The organism is Pseudomonas sp. XWY-1 (genome assembly GCF_002953115.1).
Taxonomy (GTDB): domain Bacteria; phylum Pseudomonadota; class Gammaproteobacteria; order Pseudomonadales; family Pseudomonadaceae; genus Aquipseudomonas; species Aquipseudomonas alloputida.
Window position 1 is genome coordinate 638572 of sequence record NZ_CP026332.1, and the last position, 14001, is coordinate 652572.

General features: G+C 63.7%; 13 protein-coding genes and 1 pseudogene. 5 read left to right on the forward strand and 9 right to left on the reverse strand.

The genetic code is table 11. The features are described 5' to 3' along the window. Window positions 1-55: 55 nt before the first annotated feature. Both PRJ_RS03005 and PRJ_RS03010 read right to left on the reverse strand, forming a co-directional pair. Entirely contained in the window at window positions 56-907 is an 852-nt protein-coding gene (locus PRJ_RS03005; protein WP_020191269.1) for a MaoC/PaaZ C-terminal domain-containing protein, read from the reverse strand. Window positions 908-909: 2 nt separating this feature from the next. Then, the gene (locus PRJ_RS03010) at window positions 910-2262 is read right to left on the reverse strand and encodes a 3-oxoacyl-ACP reductase (RefSeq protein ID WP_104960724.1); all 1353 of its coding nucleotides are present in this window, start codon (window positions 2260-2262) and stop codon (window positions 910-912) included. A 117-nt stretch (window positions 2263-2379) separates the two neighbouring features. Here PRJ_RS03010 and PRJ_RS03015 point away from each other — a divergent pair, with 117 nt between their 5' ends. Beyond that, complete coding sequence (locus tag PRJ_RS03015; protein WP_104960725.1) at window positions 2380-3657, forward strand: acetyl-CoA C-acetyltransferase; 1278 nt, start codon at window positions 2380-2382, stop codon at window positions 3655-3657. Between the two features lie 89 nt (window positions 3658-3746). Continuing rightward, window positions 3747-4526: a helix-turn-helix transcriptional regulator gene (locus PRJ_RS03020; protein ID WP_020193139.1), complete on the forward strand. Its 780-nt coding sequence runs from the start codon at window positions 3747-3749 to the stop codon at window positions 4524-4526. Window positions 4527-4620: 94 nt separating this feature from the next. Here the strand turns inward: PRJ_RS03020 and PRJ_RS30595 are convergent, their stop codons facing one another. From PRJ_RS30595 to PRJ_RS03040, 5 genes and pseudogenes are all read right to left on the reverse strand, one after another. Further along, window positions 4621-5388 carry a methyl-accepting chemotaxis protein gene (locus PRJ_RS30595; RefSeq protein WP_371928147.1) on the reverse strand — a complete coding sequence of 256 codons (768 nt, stop codon included), beginning with the start codon at window positions 5386-5388 and terminating at the stop codon, window positions 4621-4623. A 90-nt stretch (window positions 5389-5478) separates the two neighbouring features. After that, window positions 5479-6564, reverse strand: a pseudogene (locus PRJ_RS30600) (cache domain-containing protein); the annotation flags it as partial. Between the two features lie 167 nt (window positions 6565-6731). Then, window positions 6732-7142: a Cu(I)-responsive transcriptional regulator gene (gene cueR, locus PRJ_RS03030; RefSeq protein ID WP_104960727.1), complete on the reverse strand. Its 411-nt coding sequence runs from the start codon at window positions 7140-7142 to the stop codon at window positions 6732-6734. After that, the gene (locus tag PRJ_RS03035; protein ID WP_104960728.1) at window positions 7139-9538 is read right to left on the reverse strand and encodes a heavy metal translocating P-type ATPase; all 2400 of its coding nucleotides are present in this window, start codon (window positions 9536-9538) and stop codon (window positions 7139-7141) included. The genes cueR and PRJ_RS03035 overlap by 4 nt, the downstream gene beginning before the upstream one ends. 52 nt (window positions 9539-9590) lie before the next feature. Next, entirely contained in the window at window positions 9591-9977 is a 387-nt protein-coding gene (locus tag PRJ_RS03040; RefSeq protein ID WP_003255287.1) for a hypothetical protein, read from the reverse strand. A gap of 145 nt (window positions 9978-10122) precedes the next feature. Between PRJ_RS03040 and PRJ_RS03045 the strand changes: the two genes are divergently transcribed. After that, window positions 10123-10320, forward strand: a complete 198-nt coding sequence (locus PRJ_RS03045) for a heavy-metal-associated domain-containing protein (protein WP_014589568.1) — start codon at window positions 10123-10125, stop codon at window positions 10318-10320. Between the two features lie 107 nt (window positions 10321-10427). Then, a complete protein-coding gene (locus PRJ_RS03050) occupies window positions 10428-11609 on the forward strand; it encodes a multidrug effflux MFS transporter (RefSeq protein ID WP_003255285.1) in 1182 nt (393 codons plus the stop codon). Here PRJ_RS03050 and PRJ_RS30260 read toward each other — a convergent pair. Next, a complete protein-coding gene (locus tag PRJ_RS30260) occupies window positions 11560-11757 on the reverse strand; it encodes a hypothetical protein (protein WP_003255284.1) in 198 nt (65 codons plus the stop codon). The genes PRJ_RS03050 and PRJ_RS30260 overlap by 50 nt on opposite strands. 489 nt (window positions 11758-12246) lie before the next feature. Here PRJ_RS30260 and PRJ_RS03060 point away from each other — a divergent pair, with 489 nt between their 5' ends. After that, a complete protein-coding gene (locus PRJ_RS03060; protein ID WP_053868202.1) occupies window positions 12247-12960 on the forward strand; it encodes a helix-turn-helix transcriptional regulator in 714 nt (237 codons plus the stop codon). Between the two features lie 20 nt (window positions 12961-12980). Here PRJ_RS03060 and PRJ_RS03065 read toward each other — a convergent pair whose 3' ends face one another. Then, a complete protein-coding gene (locus PRJ_RS03065; protein ID WP_010951862.1) occupies window positions 12981-13928 on the reverse strand; it encodes an adenosine deaminase in 948 nt (315 codons plus the stop codon). Window positions 13929-14001 lie beyond the last annotated feature (73 nt).

Genomic DNA, 14001 nt, shown 5'->3' on the forward strand with positions numbered 1-14001 from the left:
GCTTCTGCCCAGGCCCGATGCAAAGCAAGCGTATACCGCCAGGACAGGCCCGGCCTTACAGGCTCTCCCAACGGCCGACCATATGCAGCACGTCCCCGTGCCCGTCCAGGCGCAGTTGGCCCGAAGGGCCCGCTTCACTGGCACTGAGCACCACCTCCGAAGGCAACCTGACCGGCTTGCGGAAGTCCACCTCAAAGGCATAGCCACTGTGCGGCAAGTGCCCGCGCAGCGCGGCCAAGGCCATGGCCTTGGTCCACATGCCATGGGCAATGGCCGTGGGAAAGCCGAACAACCGCGCACTGACGGCACTGAGGTGGATAGGGTTGTAATCCCCGCACACCTTGGCATAACGCCGGCCGATATCACTGTCGGCGTACCAGCGGGTGGCCTCGGGCAACGGATCAGGCTCAGGGTCGGCGGGCTCACTTGCCTCGCCTTCCAGGGCCAAGCCACGCACCAACATGCGGCTGGTCTCGCGCCAGAGCAGGCCGATACCATCTTCAGCCTCGGTGACCAGGTCGAAGGTGCCACCTTTGGCATGGCGCTGCAGGTTGTGCGCGTACACCGCAAAGCGCAGACCTTCGACAGCACCAAGCGGGCGCAGCACTTCGATGCGGTTGTGCAGGTGTACCAGGCCAAGCAGCGGGAAGGGGAAATCATCGGCCGTCATCAGCTGCAATTGCAGGGCGAACGCCATCACATGTGGATAGGTCCCCGGCAGGCGGCCATCATCGGGAAAGTGGCAAAGCCTTCGGTAGGCACCCAGATTGCCCGGCTGGACCCGAATGAAACAGCGCAGGCCATCGTCCGGCAGCCGTTCGCCGCTGATGGAGCGTTTGCTGGCTGCGCGCAGGTACAGGCTGGCGCGGGCGGCAGGGTTGTGCAGGTCGTGCCATTGTCGGCTCATGTTCAAGCCCCCATCAGTGCCTGGCCGCACACCCGCAGCACCTGGCCGTTGACCGACCCGGAGCCTGGCTGGCTGAACCACGCAATGGCTTCGGCGACATCCTGCGGGCGCCCACCCTGGCCCAGCGAACTCAGGCGCCGGCCCGCCTCGCGCAGGCCCATGGGCATGGCTGCAGTCATGTGGGTTTCGATGAAACCGGGGGCGATGGCGTTGATGCTGCCACCACGCTCGGCGAGCCGTGGCGCCCAGGCCTGGGCCAGGCCGATCAGCCCGGCCTTGCTCGCGGCATAGTTGGCCTGCCCGCGGTTGCCGGCAATGCCGCTGACCGAGGCCAGCAGGGTGATGCGCGCGTTTTCCCCCAGCGCGCCGTTGTCATACAACACCTGGGTGAGCACTTGCGGTGCCTTGAGGTTCACGGCCAGCACGGCGTCCCAGTATTCCGGCGTCATGTTGGCCAGCGTCTTGTCGCGGGTGATACCGGCGTTGTGCACCACGATATCGATGCCGTCGGGCAGGGCCGCGAGCAGTTGCGTTGCCGCATCGCTCGCGCATATGTCCAGTGGCAGTGCCTTGCCGCCGAGGCGTGCTGCGAGGGCGTCGAGGTCCTGGCTGGCCTGCGGTACATCCAGCAGCAGCACATCGGCGCCGTCCCGTACCAAGGTTTCCGCAATGGCGGCGCCGATGCCGCGCGCAGCCCCCGTGACCAGCGCACGGCGGCCGCCGAGTGGGCGGGTCCAGTCCTCCACCTGGCTGGTGCAGGCTTGCAGGCGCAGTACCTGGCCAGAGATGAAGGCACTCTTTGGCGAGAGGAAGAAGCGCAGGGCGCCTTCCAGCTGATCTTCGGCACCGGGGGCGACATACAGCAGCTGGGCAGTCGCGCCATTGCGCAGTTCCTTGGCCAGTGAGCGGCTGAAGCCCTCAAGGGCACGCTGTGCAACGCTGGCCAGTGGGTCGTCGAGGCCTTCCGGTGCACGGCCCAGCACCAGTACATGGGCGCATGGGGCCAGGCTGCGTAACATCGGCTGGAAAAATTCACGCAACTGCTTCAGTGCATCGCTGTCGGACAAGTGACTGGCATCGAATACCACGGCCTTGATTTTCGGCCCCAGGCCGGCCACCCAGGCTTCAGCCTGCAGGTTGTCGGCATTGAAGCTGTATACCTCGTCCGTGAGGCGCGGGGCGATGGCTTCGACCTGCGTCGCCAGTGGCCCGCCACCCAGTACCAGGGCACCTTCCACCGGCCGTAGGCGTCCAGCCTGCCAGCGCTCCAGTGGCGCCGGGCGTGGCAGGCCAAGGGCATCCACGAGGCGGCGGCCGAGATTGGAGTTGGCAAAACCGAGGTAGCGATCGCTCATGAGTGGTCTCCCGAAAGGCAAGCTTGAAAGTGTGGACCAACTTTGCGGCAGGGTCGTTCGAATGCGGTAAAAACACCTAGGCTGTACCGAACAAATTGTTTCAGGAGGAACACGCGCATGCGTTCAACTCGCCGGGTCGCGATCCTGGGCGGCAACCGGATCCCTTTCGCCCGCTCCAATGGCGCCTACGCTACGGCCAGCAACCAGGCGATGCTCACGGCCGCGCTTGAAGGCTTGATCGAACGCTATCGCCTGCACGGGCTGCGGTTGGGCGAGGTGGTGGCTGGTGCCGTGCTCAAGCACTCGCGCGACATGAACCTGACCCGCGAGTGCGTGTTGGGTTCGCGCCTGTCACCGCAGACCCCGGCCTATGACATCCAGCAGGCCTGTGGTACCGGGCTGGAGGCTGCGCTGCTGGTAGCCAACAAGATTGCCCTGGGGCAGATCGACTGCGGTATTGCAGGCGGTGTCGATAGCACCTCCGATGCGCCAATCGCCGTCAACGAAGGCTTGCGCCATATATTGCTGCAGGCCAACCGTGGCAAAAGCCTTGGCGAACGGTTAAAGCCCTTCCTCAAGCTGCGGCCTCATCACCTGAAACCCGAGCTGCCACGCAATAGCGAGCCGCGTACGGGGTTGTCGATGGGCGAGCATTGCGAGCGCATGGCCCACACCTGGCGCGTTGGCCGCGCCGAGCAGGACGAATTGGCGCTGCTTAGCCACCAGAAGCTGGCCGCTGCCTATGCCGAGGGTTGGCAGGACGACCTGTTGACGCCGTTTCTTTCGCTGGCACGGGACAACAACCTGCGCCCCGACCTGAGTCTTGAACAGTTGGCCAGACTCAAACCAGCCTTTGACCGCAGCGGGCAGGGCACGTTGACGGCGGGTAATTCCACGCCGCTGACCGATGGTGCTTCGCTGGTGCTGTTGGGCAGCGAGGCGTGGGCGCAGCAGCAGGGGTTGCAGGTGCTTGCCTATCTGGTCGATGGCGAAACCGCTGCGGTGGATTTTGTCACGGGGCGCGAAGGGTTGTTGATGGCGCCGGTGTATGCCGTGCCGCGCTTGCTGGCACGCAATGGCCTGACGCTGCAGGACTTTGACTACTACGAAATCCACGAAGCCTTTGCGGCCCAGGTGCTGTGCACGCTCAAGGCCTGGGAGGATGCCGATTACTGCCGTGAGCGGTTGGGCCTGGAGGCGCCGCTTGGCGCGATCGACCGCAGCAAACTCAATGTCAAGGGCAGTTCGCTGGCGGCCGGGCACCCGTTTGCGGCAACCGGTGGGCGGATATTGGCCAACCTCGCCAAGCTGCTGGCGTCGGCGGGTAAGGGGCGCGGGCTGATTTCGATCTGTGCGGCAGGCGGGCAGGGGGTGACCGTTATCGTCGAGCGCTGAAGTACCTCCAGGGTAACGGCAGAGGCGGCGAGTGCCTCGATCATGATCCAGCTGTTAGGCTTGTCTGGTCAGAACTAAAAGAAAATACCATGCCGATCATCGGACACCCCCGCGCTATCCCCGCGCTGGAACACCTGCCCAGACCGCTCTACGCCCGTGCCGAAAGCCTTGGCGCCGGTTCCTGGACGACTCGCCACCAGCACGACTGGGTGCAATTTTCCTACGCCATCAGCGGCGTACTCGGCGTGTACACACGCGACGGCAGTTACTTTGCCCCACCGCAGTGGGGGGTGTGGATCCCCGCCGATGCCGAGCATGAAGTGGTCACCTCGATGCAAGCCGAGATGCGCAGCCTGTATGTGCGCCGCGATGCCTGCCCATGGGCGCCGGAACAATGCCGGGTGCTGGAAGTGACGCCGCTGGCGCGCGAGCTGATCAAGCAGTTCTGCCTGTTCCCGGCGGATTACCCAGAGGACGACAGCGCGGAGGCGCGACTGGTAGCGGTGCTGCTCGATCAGTTGCGCACCTTGCCGGAAGTCGGTTTTTCGCTGCCGTTGCCCCGCCACCCTGGTTTGCTGGCGCTGTGCAATGGCTTGATCGCTGCACCAGACCAGCCGCAGACCTTGCAGCAGTGGGCGCGGGAGCTGGGGTGTTCGGAAAAGACGCTGATGCGGTTGTTTCAACGGGAGACCGGGTTGAGCTTTCGTAATTGGCGCCAGCGCATGCGGCTGTTGTCGTCGCTGGCGTTGCTGGAGGCGGGGGAGAATGTGACCGAGGCGGCGCTGGGGTGTGGGTATGACTCCACCTCGGCCTACATTGCGGCATTCAAGCAGCTGTTTGGCGCGACACCGGGGGAGTTGAAGCTTTAGTTCAGGGTTACTTGTGCCGGCCTCTTCGCGGTAAACCCGCGCCTACGGAGGGCGCGTTACCACCCGCGAAAGGGCCGGCACAGGCCATGCATCATCAGGTGCGGAACCTGCGCACCAGCATATCCAGCTCATTGGACAGCCCAGCCAGGCTCTCGGAGTCCTGGCGCGCCGCCTGGGCCAGCTCGGCCACCAACTGCGCATCCCCGTGAATCTGGCTGATGTGCCGGTTGATGTCCTCAGCCACCTGATGCTGCTCTTCGGCTGCCGTGGCGATCTGGGTGTTCATGTCGCGGATCACATCCACCGACTCACGGATCTGCCCGAAGCTGTCGCGGGCCAGACCAATGCGGCTGACCGACTGCTGCGACACCTCCAGGCTGGCGTGCATCTGCTCGGCCACTTCGGCGGTACGGCTGGCCAGGTTGCCCAGCAAACCGTCGATTTCGGCGGTGGAGTCGGCAGTACGCTTGGCCAGCGCCCGCACTTCGTCGGCCACCACGGCAAAGCCACGGCCCTGCTCACCGGCACGGGCCGCCTCGATGGCGGCGTTGAGGGCCAGCAGGTTGGTTTGTTCGGCAATCGAACGGATGGTGCCGAGGATCGACTGAATGGCGTTGCTGTCACGCTCCAGCTGTTGGATCGACTGGGCCGATTGCTCGATTTCGTGGCTCAGGCGATCAACGCTGTGTACCGCCGCATCGATCTGCTGCTGCCCTTCGCGGGCCTGCTGCTGACCGCTGTCGGCCGACTGCGCCGCCTGGCTGCAGGACCGTGCCACTTCATTGGCGGTGGCGACCATTTCGTGGAATGCGGTGGAAACCATGTCTACGGCTTCGCGCTGGCGGCCGGCCGCCTCGGCCATGTCGCTGGAGACGCGGGTCGAGCTGCTGGAAGTGCTGAGGATCTTGCTGGCGGCAGCACCGATGTGCTGGATCAGGCTGCGAATGGCACCGAGGAACTGGTTGAACCAGTTGGCCAGTTGCGCGGTTTCGTCGCGGCCGCGGATTTCCAGGTTGCGGGTCAGGTCACCCTCACCTTGGGCAATGTCTTCCAGGCCATTGGTGACGCTGTTGATCGGGCGCACGATCAGTTTGGCGAAGGCCGCACCGACCACCGCGAACAGCGCGGCCAACACCACAGCGATGACACCGATCAGCCAGGTGAGCCGGGTGGTGGTCTGCATCACTTCGCTTTGTTCGATCAGGCCGATGAAGGTCCAGCCCAGCTGCTGGTCGGGGTAGACGTTGGCCATGTAGTGCACGCCATTGAGTTCGACCTCGACCAGGCCTTTGCCGGCTTTGGCCAGCTTGGCATAACCGTCGCCAAAGCTTCCCAGCGGCTTGAAATTGTGGGTGGCGTCGCGCGGGTCGACCATCACGTTGCCGTTGCTTTCCACCAGCATCAGGTAGCCGCTTTCGCCCAGTTTGATCTGCTTGACGATCTCGGTCAGGCCCTTGAGCGACACGTCGATGTTGACCACGCCGCCGGGGTTGCCCAGCTGGTTGGCCACGGTGCGCACGGTGCTGACCAGCACCGCATCGTCGGCGGCCCAGTAGTAGGCACCGGTACGCAGTGTCTTGCCAGGGTTGGCCATGGCAAGTTGGTACCAGGGGCGCGTGCGTGGGTCATAATTGACAAACTTCTGGCCGGCCGGCCAGCCGGTGTAGCCGCCGTCATTCACCCCGTAGGACAGGTAGGCGTAGGCGGGATGTGAGTTGGCCAGGCGAGTCATGAAGTCGAGAATTTTGCTGGCCTGCTCGCCCAGTTCGTAAGACGGGGTTGCGCTCATGTACTTGTTCAGCTCGCTGCCCGTGGCGGCAACCATTGGCTGGGAAGCCATGTATTCGACGTTCTGGTTGATCCCCTGGAAGAAGATGTTCATCGCATTGCTGACCTGGCGGATTTCCCGGCTGCTGCTGTCGAGGAATCCGTCGCGGGCTTCGCCGCGCAGGTTGATGACCACCAGGGTGGCCACCAGAACGATGGGCAAGCCGGCGATGACCGCGAATGCCCAGGTCAATTTCTGTTTGATGCTCATCGACGCTCCCGGAATTGTTATTTTCGACACACGAGGCAGGTAGCATCTACATCGGCAGCATCCGGGTTTTATGAAGCCGAAACGCCCGTATTTATTGGATAAAGTCGTGGTTGGTGACTAATCGGTCGTGTTTGGACATTTATGGCATGCCAAACGCTCGTGGCAGCTCAGTGACAGCAGCTGCCTGCAGCACCATTGGCCAGGTCTTTGAGGATCGGGCAGTCCGGGCGGTCGTCACCCTGACAGTGCGAAACCAGCTCGCCGAGGGTGTCGCGCAGGCTCACCAGCTCCTCGATGCGCCGGTTCAGTTCATCGATGTGGTGCATGGCCAGTGCCTTCACATCGGCGCTGGCACGTTGGCGGTCCTGCCACAAGGTCAGCAACTTGCCGACCTCTTCGAGGGAAAAGCCCAGGTCGCGGGAGCGTTTGATGAAGGCCAGGTTGTGCAAGTCTTCCGCCTGGTACAGGCGGTAGCCGCTGTCGCTGCGAGTGGCGGGTTTGAGCAGGCCGATGGACTCGTAGTAACGGATCATCTTGGTGCTGAGCCCGCTGCGGCGGGCGGCCTGGCCGATGTTCATGGCGCCTCCTGGGTGCTGCTGGTGGGTTTCCACGTTTTAAGCCACAGTGCATTGCTGACGACGCTGACACTGGACAGGGCCATGGCGGCACCTGCCAGGACCGGGTTGAGGTAACCCAGCGCGGCGAGTGGAATGCCGATCAGGTTGTAGATGAAGGCCCAGAACAGGTTCTGGCGGATCTTCGCGTAGGTCTTGCGGCTGATTTCCAGCGCGGCGGGCACCAGGCGCGGGTCGCCACGCATCAGGGTGATGCCGGCGGCCTGCATGGCCACGTCGGTACCGCCACCCATGGCAATGCCGATGTCGGCCGCGGCCAGCGCCGGTGCATCGTTGATGCCATCGCCAACCATGGCGACCACTCCATCCTGCTTGAGCGCGGCCACGGTCGCGGCCTTGTCGGCCGGTAGCACTTCGGCGTGCACATCGTCGATGCCCAGTGCCTCGGCAACCACGTTGGCGCTGCCACGGTTGTCACCGGTCAGCAGGTAGCTGCTGATGTGTTGGGCGTGCAGGGTTTCGATGGCCTGCGCGGCGCCAGGCTTGAGGCTGTCACCAAAGGCGAACAGGCCCACCACTCTCGGTTGCTTGCCGCGCTCGATCAGCCACGACAGTGTGCGCCCTTCAGCTTCCCAGGCCTGGGCCTGGGCGGCCAACTCGCCGGGCTGCAGACCGCTTTCGTCAAGCAGTCGGCGGTTGCCCAACGCCAGTTCACGGCCTTCAACGCGACCGGCAATGCCGCGCCCGGTCAGCGACTGGCTGTCGGCAACGGTTGGCACGTCCAGCCCTTGCTCTGCACAGGCCACCAGCACCGCCTTGGCCAGCGGGTGTTCACTCCCACGCTGCAGGGCGCCGGCCAGGCGGTAAAGGTCGGCGCTGTTGCCGTCCAGCGCCTGGCTGTGAACCACCCGCGGGCTGCCGGAGGTGAGGGTGCCGGTTTTGTCGAACACTACGCGGTTGACCGCATGGGCACGCTCCAGGGCTTCGGCATCCTTGATCAGGATGCCGTGGCGGGCGGCGACCCCGGTACCGGCCATGATCGCGGCGGGCGTGGCCAGGCCGAGGGCGCAGGGGCAGGCGATGACCAGCACGGCGACGGCGTTGATCAGCGCGGTTTCCAGCGGTACCCCAGCCAGCCACCAGCCAATCAGGGTGATCAGCGCCAGTACCAGCACGGCCGGGACGAACACCTGGCTGACACGGTCGACCAGCTTCTGGATCGGCGCTTTGGCGGCCTGGGCGTCTTCCACCAGGCGGATGATGCGCGCCAGCACGGTCTCGGTGCCCAGCGCCTGGGTACGCACCAGCAGCCGGCCTTCGCCATTGATGGCGCCACCGGTGACGCTGTCGCCGGGTTGCTTGGGCACTGGCAGGCTCTCGCCGCTGATCAGGGCCTCATCGGCATGGCTGCTGCCGTCTTCGACCACGCCGTCGACCGGGAAGCGTTCGCCGGGCTTGACCAGTACCAGGTCGCCCACGCGCAACTGGGCGATGGCCACGTCCTCTTCCACGCCGTCGACCACGCGCAGGGCGCGTTCCGGGCGCAGGGCTTCGAGGGCTCGGATGGCACTGGCGGTCTGGCGTTTGGCGCGGCTTTCCAGGTACTTGCCCAGCAATACCAGGGCAATCACCACGGCTGAGGCTTCGAAGTACAGGTGCGGGGCCATACCGGCGGGAGCCTGTGCCCATTGGTACAGGCTCAGGCCATAACCAGCGCTGGTGCCCAGGGCCACCAGCAGGTCCATGTTGCCGGCACCGGCGCGCACGGCCTTCCAGGCTGCAATGTAGAAGCGGGCACCGAGAATGAACTGCACGGGTGTGGCCAGCAGGAACTGCGCCCAGGCGGGTAGCATCCAGTGCAAGCCGAACGGTTGTACCAGCATGGGTAATACCAGCGGCAGGGCCAACAGCAAGGCTGCACCGACTGCCAGGCGCTCGTTGCGCAGGCGGCGCTGGACAGCGCTTTGGTCGTCCTTGGTCGATTGCGGCAGGCTGGCGCTGTAGCCTGCCTTTTGCACAGCGTCGATCAGCAGGTTGTCATCAAGGGCCGCAAGCACTTCGAGGTGCGCGCGTTCGCTGGCCAAGTTGACGCTGACCTGCTTGACCCCGGCCAATTTGCCCAGGGCGCGCTCTACTCGGCCGACACAACTGGCACAGGTCATGCCGCCTATCTGCAGTTCGAGGGTGCGGGTTGGTACCCCGTAACCGGCCTCGCGAACGGCTTCGACCAAGGCTGGCAGGCTGGCAGGCGGGGCCAGAACCCGAGCTTTTTCAGTGGTGAGGTTTACGCTGACCTGTTCAGCGCCGGTGACCTTGCGCAGGGCGCGCTCGACCCGGCCAGCACAGCTGGCGCAGGTCATGCCGGAGATCGGCAGGTCGTATGTGGTGGATGCGGGCATGGCTCTCCTCCTTGGACAGGCCTCCAGCATCAACCTTGCCACGCAGGCAAGGTCAATAGCCCAGGTCGGCTCGTTTCAACTCCAGCCCATATTGCCCCATGGCGATGCGGTATTTGTTGATCTGGCCCGCCTGCAGATTCAAACGCGTGCTGCGCTGGTCCTCTATACCTGCGGCGCAACCCGGCATTTGCCCAGGCAGCAGGCGCAGGCGCACATCCACCGGGCCAGGCGGCAGGTTGAACGAGGTGGACTGCTCCTGGAAAACGCGCCCGGAAAGCTGGTCGTTGAGGTACACGCCGATTTCGCAACTGGTGGCCACTTCCAGGCGCTCCCGGGAAATGATCAGTACGCTGTAGGCCGAGTTGCCCTCGGCGAATGCCGGTGGCACCACAGCCAGCGCGCCCAAGAGCCCGACAACGCCCAATGCTGCCCTGAACATGAAAAATCTCCTGCTTGCCTGATCGTCAAAGGCGCAGCTTGGCCGACGCGGACGCGGATTTCCACCCCGGGTGTTGCAGGCAGGGCTTGACCTTGCCCTGATGGCAAGCTTGAGACTTGTGAAAAACCTGAAGGAGGTAACCCCCATGCAAGTGTTCAATGTACAAGGCATGACCTGCGGCCATTGCGTGAAAGCCGTGACCCGCGCGGTGCAGGAGCAGGATGCGGCAGCCAGGGTGGAAGTTGATCTGGCAGGCAAACAGGTGCGTGTGCAGAGCGAGTTGGCGCAGGAGCAGATCCTCACTGCGATTCGGGATGAGGGGTATCAGGCCGAACTCGCCTGAAGACCTGATTGCTCCCTCCGGCGCTAACAGTGTTGCAAATCTTTTCACATTGACAGGGTCCACAGCAGGTAGAATCAGTCACTTGCTTAGCCTGCTATGGATTCCTGATGAACCTGCGAATGGTGCTCATCCTGGGCGCACTCAGTGCGTTCGGGCCCTTGGCGATCGACTTCTACCTGCCAGCCTTTCCGGCCATGGCGCAAGCGTTCGCCACCGATGAAAAACACGTCCAGGCCACGTTGGCCGCCTACTTCCTGGGCCTGTCTATCGGGCAGTTGGCCTATGGGCCGGTTGCCGACCGCTTTGGCCGACGCAAACCGCTGATGTTCGGCGTTACGCTGTTCACCCTGGCATCACTGGCCTGTGCCTACGCCCCCAACCTCGATACCTTGGTGGTGGCGCGTTTCATCCAGGCACTGGGTGGTTGTGCCGGCATGGTGCTTTCGCGGGCCATCGTCAGCGACAAGTGCGACCCGGTAGCTTCAGCCAAAGTGTTTTCGCAACTGATGCTGGTCATGGGCTTGGCGCCAATCCTGGCACCGATGCTGGGTGGGGTGCTGGTGAACCTGGCCGGCTGGCAGTCGATCTTCCTTGCGCTGAGCCTGTTCAGTGCCGGCTGCCTGCTGGCGGTAAGCCTGGGCCTGCCGGAAAGCCTGCCCGAGCACATACCCCGCCAACCGCTATCTGGCGCCTTGCGCCAGTACCTGCGGCTGCTGGCTGATCGGGTTTTCCTCGGACATGCCCTGACCGGCGGTATCGCCATTGCCGGCATGTTCGCCTATATCGCCGGTTCACCTTTCGTGTTCATCAAACTGTATGGCGTGCCCGCTGAGCACTACGGCTGGCTGTTCGGCACCAACGCCGCAGGTTTTATTCTGGTGGCGCAGGTGAACGCCCGCCTGCTGGCCAAACGCGGGCCGGCCTTCCTGCTGGGCCGTGCGGTGTGGCTGTATCTGGTTGCGGGCCTGGTGCTGCTGGGCGTGGCGGCGTTGCGCCCTGCGCAACTGTGGCCGCTACTGGTGCCGCTGTTCATCTGTATCGCCAGCCTTGGTTGCATCATTCCCAATGCTTCGGCCTGCGCCATGAGTGGACAGGGCGCGCGTGCCGGCAGCGCCTCGGCACTGATGGGCTGTGTGCAGTTCAGCGTAGCTGCGGGTGCTGCGGCGCTGGTCGGGCTGCTGCATGATGGCAGTGCGGTGCCCATGGCAATCGTGATCAGCCTGTGCGGGGCGCTGGTGGTCAGTGTTGCGCTGTTGACCCGGCGTTTGCAGGCCAAGGCTCCCGCATGAGCGGGTGAGGTGCCTGCAGCCGGGTTTCCAGCGTGGCGACGAAGGCGCGCGCCTCAGCCTCGCTGCGGAAACTGACCACATGCTGATCGAGCTGGACTTGCCAGGGGCAGGCGGGGTTTCGGCTCGACGCACTTACGATAATTTTCATCGCGGCATACCTCCAAGAAGGGGAGCCGCTCAAGTGTAGCGCTGGCCCGCCAGCCTGCCATGACACGGCTTCAGCGTCCTGACTGACGGTAAGTGTGTGCATTTCCCTGGCGGTGTTTCCTACTTTGGGCGCAATGCCCGCAAACCCGCAGAACCTTCGCTTTGTTTCGCGCTATTTGTGGAAGGTTGCTGTGGGCCACATCTGAAATGGCTGCAAGTTTGTTTTCATCAAGATGTTTCAGCGCGTTTGTATGGGCGTACCGGTGCCTTGTTTGACTTGGTTCCGGGGCGTTTTCGAAGCCGCTTCGCTGCTTGCAATGGGTAGGCATACCCAGTGGTTTTTCGTCATGAGTACGACGGCACCTGGCCGTCTGGCCGGCGTTTTTCTGCGGCTTATACTGGCGAGCCAGGCCAGTGCCAGCGAGAGGCGCTTCCCTGGCAGGGTTGGCCATTGCATCCCCACCGTGAACTTGCAGGGAGTTACAAGGACATGAACGCAGCCAGCAGTATCAGTCAAATTGCCAGCCTGATGGCCGACCCCAAGCGCAGTGCCATGTTGTGGGCATTGATCGATGGCACACCACGGTTGGCCAATGAGCTCGCGATAATGACTGGCCTGACTTCATCGTCAGCCTGCGCACACCTTTCGCTGCTGTCGTCGGCCGGTTTGCTCAGGCATGAAGCCAGGGGCCGCAAACGTTACTTCTGTCTGGCTACCCCGCAGGTCGGAGCAGCGGTAGAGGCCTTGGCCAGCGTACAGCTGGAAAGCGCCAGGGGAGAGCGTGCCGAAACGCCGGTATCATCGCTGCCGCTGTCGATGCGCCGGGCGCGCCGTTGTGGCGATCACCTGGGTGGGGAGTTGGCCAGTGAGCTGTACCATCGCATGGTGGTGGCTGGCTGGTTGGAAGGCAGCGGACGGCACTTGAGGGTCAGTGACGAGGGGCGGGCGCAGTTGGCCTTGGTCGGGGTGTACATCGATGCCCTGGCGCCACACCAGCAACGAGGTTGCGTGATCTGCCGCTGCACCGAATGGAATGACCAGGGCCCGCATCTGGGTGGCGTACTGGGCCAGGCCTTGTTCAGGTTGTTCCTGCAATCTGGCTGGATGCGTGAGTTGGAGGACTCGCGGGCATTGCATATTTCGGCGCTGGGTATCCAGCAGATCAATCGCATAGCCCGCGTGGCGACGTTGCAGGTCGGTTGAGCGCAACGTCGTCATGCTACTCAAACCAGCCTTGCGTCCAGGCTGTTCTGCGCCAGGCGACGTGCCTGGTCTTCGGTCATGCCCAAGTGGGTATGCAGAGCGTGGAAGTTCTCCGTGACGTAGCCACCGAAGTAGGCCGGGTCGTCCGAGTTGACCGTGACTTTCACACCACGCTCGAGCATGTCGAGGATGTTGTGCTGGCTCATGTGGTCGAACACGCAGAGCTTGGTGTTGGAAAGCGGGCACACCGTGAGCGGGATCTGCTCGTCGATGATGCGCTGCATCAGGCGCTCGTCCTCGATGGCGCGCACGCCATGGTCGATACGTTTGATCTTCAGCAGGTCGAGGGCTTCCCAGATGTACTCGGGCGGGCCTTCTTCGCCAGCATGGGCAACGGCGACGAAGCCTTCGCTACGGGCGCGGTCGAACACCCGCTGGAACTTGCTGGGTGGGTGGCCCATCTCCGAGCTGTCCAGGCCTACGGCAATGAACGCATCGCGGAACGGCAATGCCTGATCGAGGGTTTTTTGCGCTTCATCCTCGCTGAGGTGGCGCAGGAAGCTGAGGATCAGGCCGCTGCTGATGCCCAGTTGCTCGCGGCCATCCTTGAGCGCCTGGCTGATGCCGTTGAGCACCACTTCGAAAGCAATGCCGCGGTCGGTGTGGGTCTGCGGGTCGAAGAAGGGTTCGGTGTGGATCACGTTCTGGGCCTTGCAGCGTTGCAGGTAGGCCCAGGTCAGGTCGTAGAAGTCCTGCTCGGTGCGCAGCACGTCGGCGCCCTGGTAATACAGGTCGAGGAACTCCTGCAGGTTGTTGAAGGCATAGGCACCGCGCAAGGTCTCCACATCGGCCCAGGGCAAGGCGATCTTGTTGCGCTCGGCCAGGGCGAACAGCAACTCGGGCTCCAGCGAGCCTTCCAGGTGCAGGTGCAGTTCGGCCTTGGGCAAGGCGTTCAACCAGTCATACATAGTGGTTCATCTCAATCAGGTACGGTTGCGGCCATTCTACAGGGGCCGGCCGGGCAATGCGCCCAGCCGGGCT

What these genes read in the sequence shown, in the direction of transcription:
- PRJ_RS03005 (WP_020191269.1), bottom strand. Translation starts at nt 907, where the DNA reads ATGAGCCGACAATGGCACGACCTGCACAACCCTGCCGCCCGCGCCAGC.
- PRJ_RS03010 (WP_104960724.1), bottom strand. Translation starts at nt 2,262, where the DNA reads ATGAGCGATCGCTACCTCGGTTTTGCCAACTCCAATCTCGGCCGCCGC.
- PRJ_RS03015 (WP_104960725.1), top strand. Translation starts at nt 2,380, where the DNA reads ATGCGTTCAACTCGCCGGGTCGCGATCCTGGGCGGCAACCGGATCCCT.
- PRJ_RS03020 (WP_020193139.1), top strand. Translation starts at nt 3,747, where the DNA reads ATGCCGATCATCGGACACCCCCGCGCTATCCCCGCGCTGGAACACCTG.
- PRJ_RS30595 (WP_371928147.1), bottom strand. Translation starts at nt 5,388, where the DNA reads ATGGCCGAGGCGGCCGGCCGCCAGCGCGAAGCCGTAGACATGGTTTCC.
- cueR (WP_104960727.1), bottom strand. Translation starts at nt 7,142, where the DNA reads ATGAACATCGGCCAGGCCGCCCGCCGCAGCGGGCTCAGCACCAAGATG.
- PRJ_RS03035 (WP_104960728.1), bottom strand. Translation starts at nt 9,538, where the DNA reads ATGCCCGCATCCACCACATACGACCTGCCGATCTCCGGCATGACCTGC.
- PRJ_RS03040 (WP_003255287.1), bottom strand. Translation starts at nt 9,977, where the DNA reads ATGTTCAGGGCAGCATTGGGCGTTGTCGGGCTCTTGGGCGCGCTGGCT.
- PRJ_RS03045 (WP_014589568.1), top strand. Translation starts at nt 10,123, where the DNA reads ATGCAAGTGTTCAATGTACAAGGCATGACCTGCGGCCATTGCGTGAAA.
- PRJ_RS03050 (WP_003255285.1), top strand. Translation starts at nt 10,428, where the DNA reads ATGAACCTGCGAATGGTGCTCATCCTGGGCGCACTCAGTGCGTTCGGG.
- PRJ_RS30260 (WP_003255284.1), bottom strand. Translation starts at nt 11,757, where the DNA reads ATGAAAATTATCGTAAGTGCGTCGAGCCGAAACCCCGCCTGCCCCTGG.
- PRJ_RS03060 (WP_053868202.1), top strand. Translation starts at nt 12,247, where the DNA reads ATGAACGCAGCCAGCAGTATCAGTCAAATTGCCAGCCTGATGGCCGAC.
- PRJ_RS03065 (WP_010951862.1), bottom strand. Translation starts at nt 13,928, where the DNA reads ATGTATGACTGGTTGAACGCCTTGCCCAAGGCCGAACTGCACCTGCAC.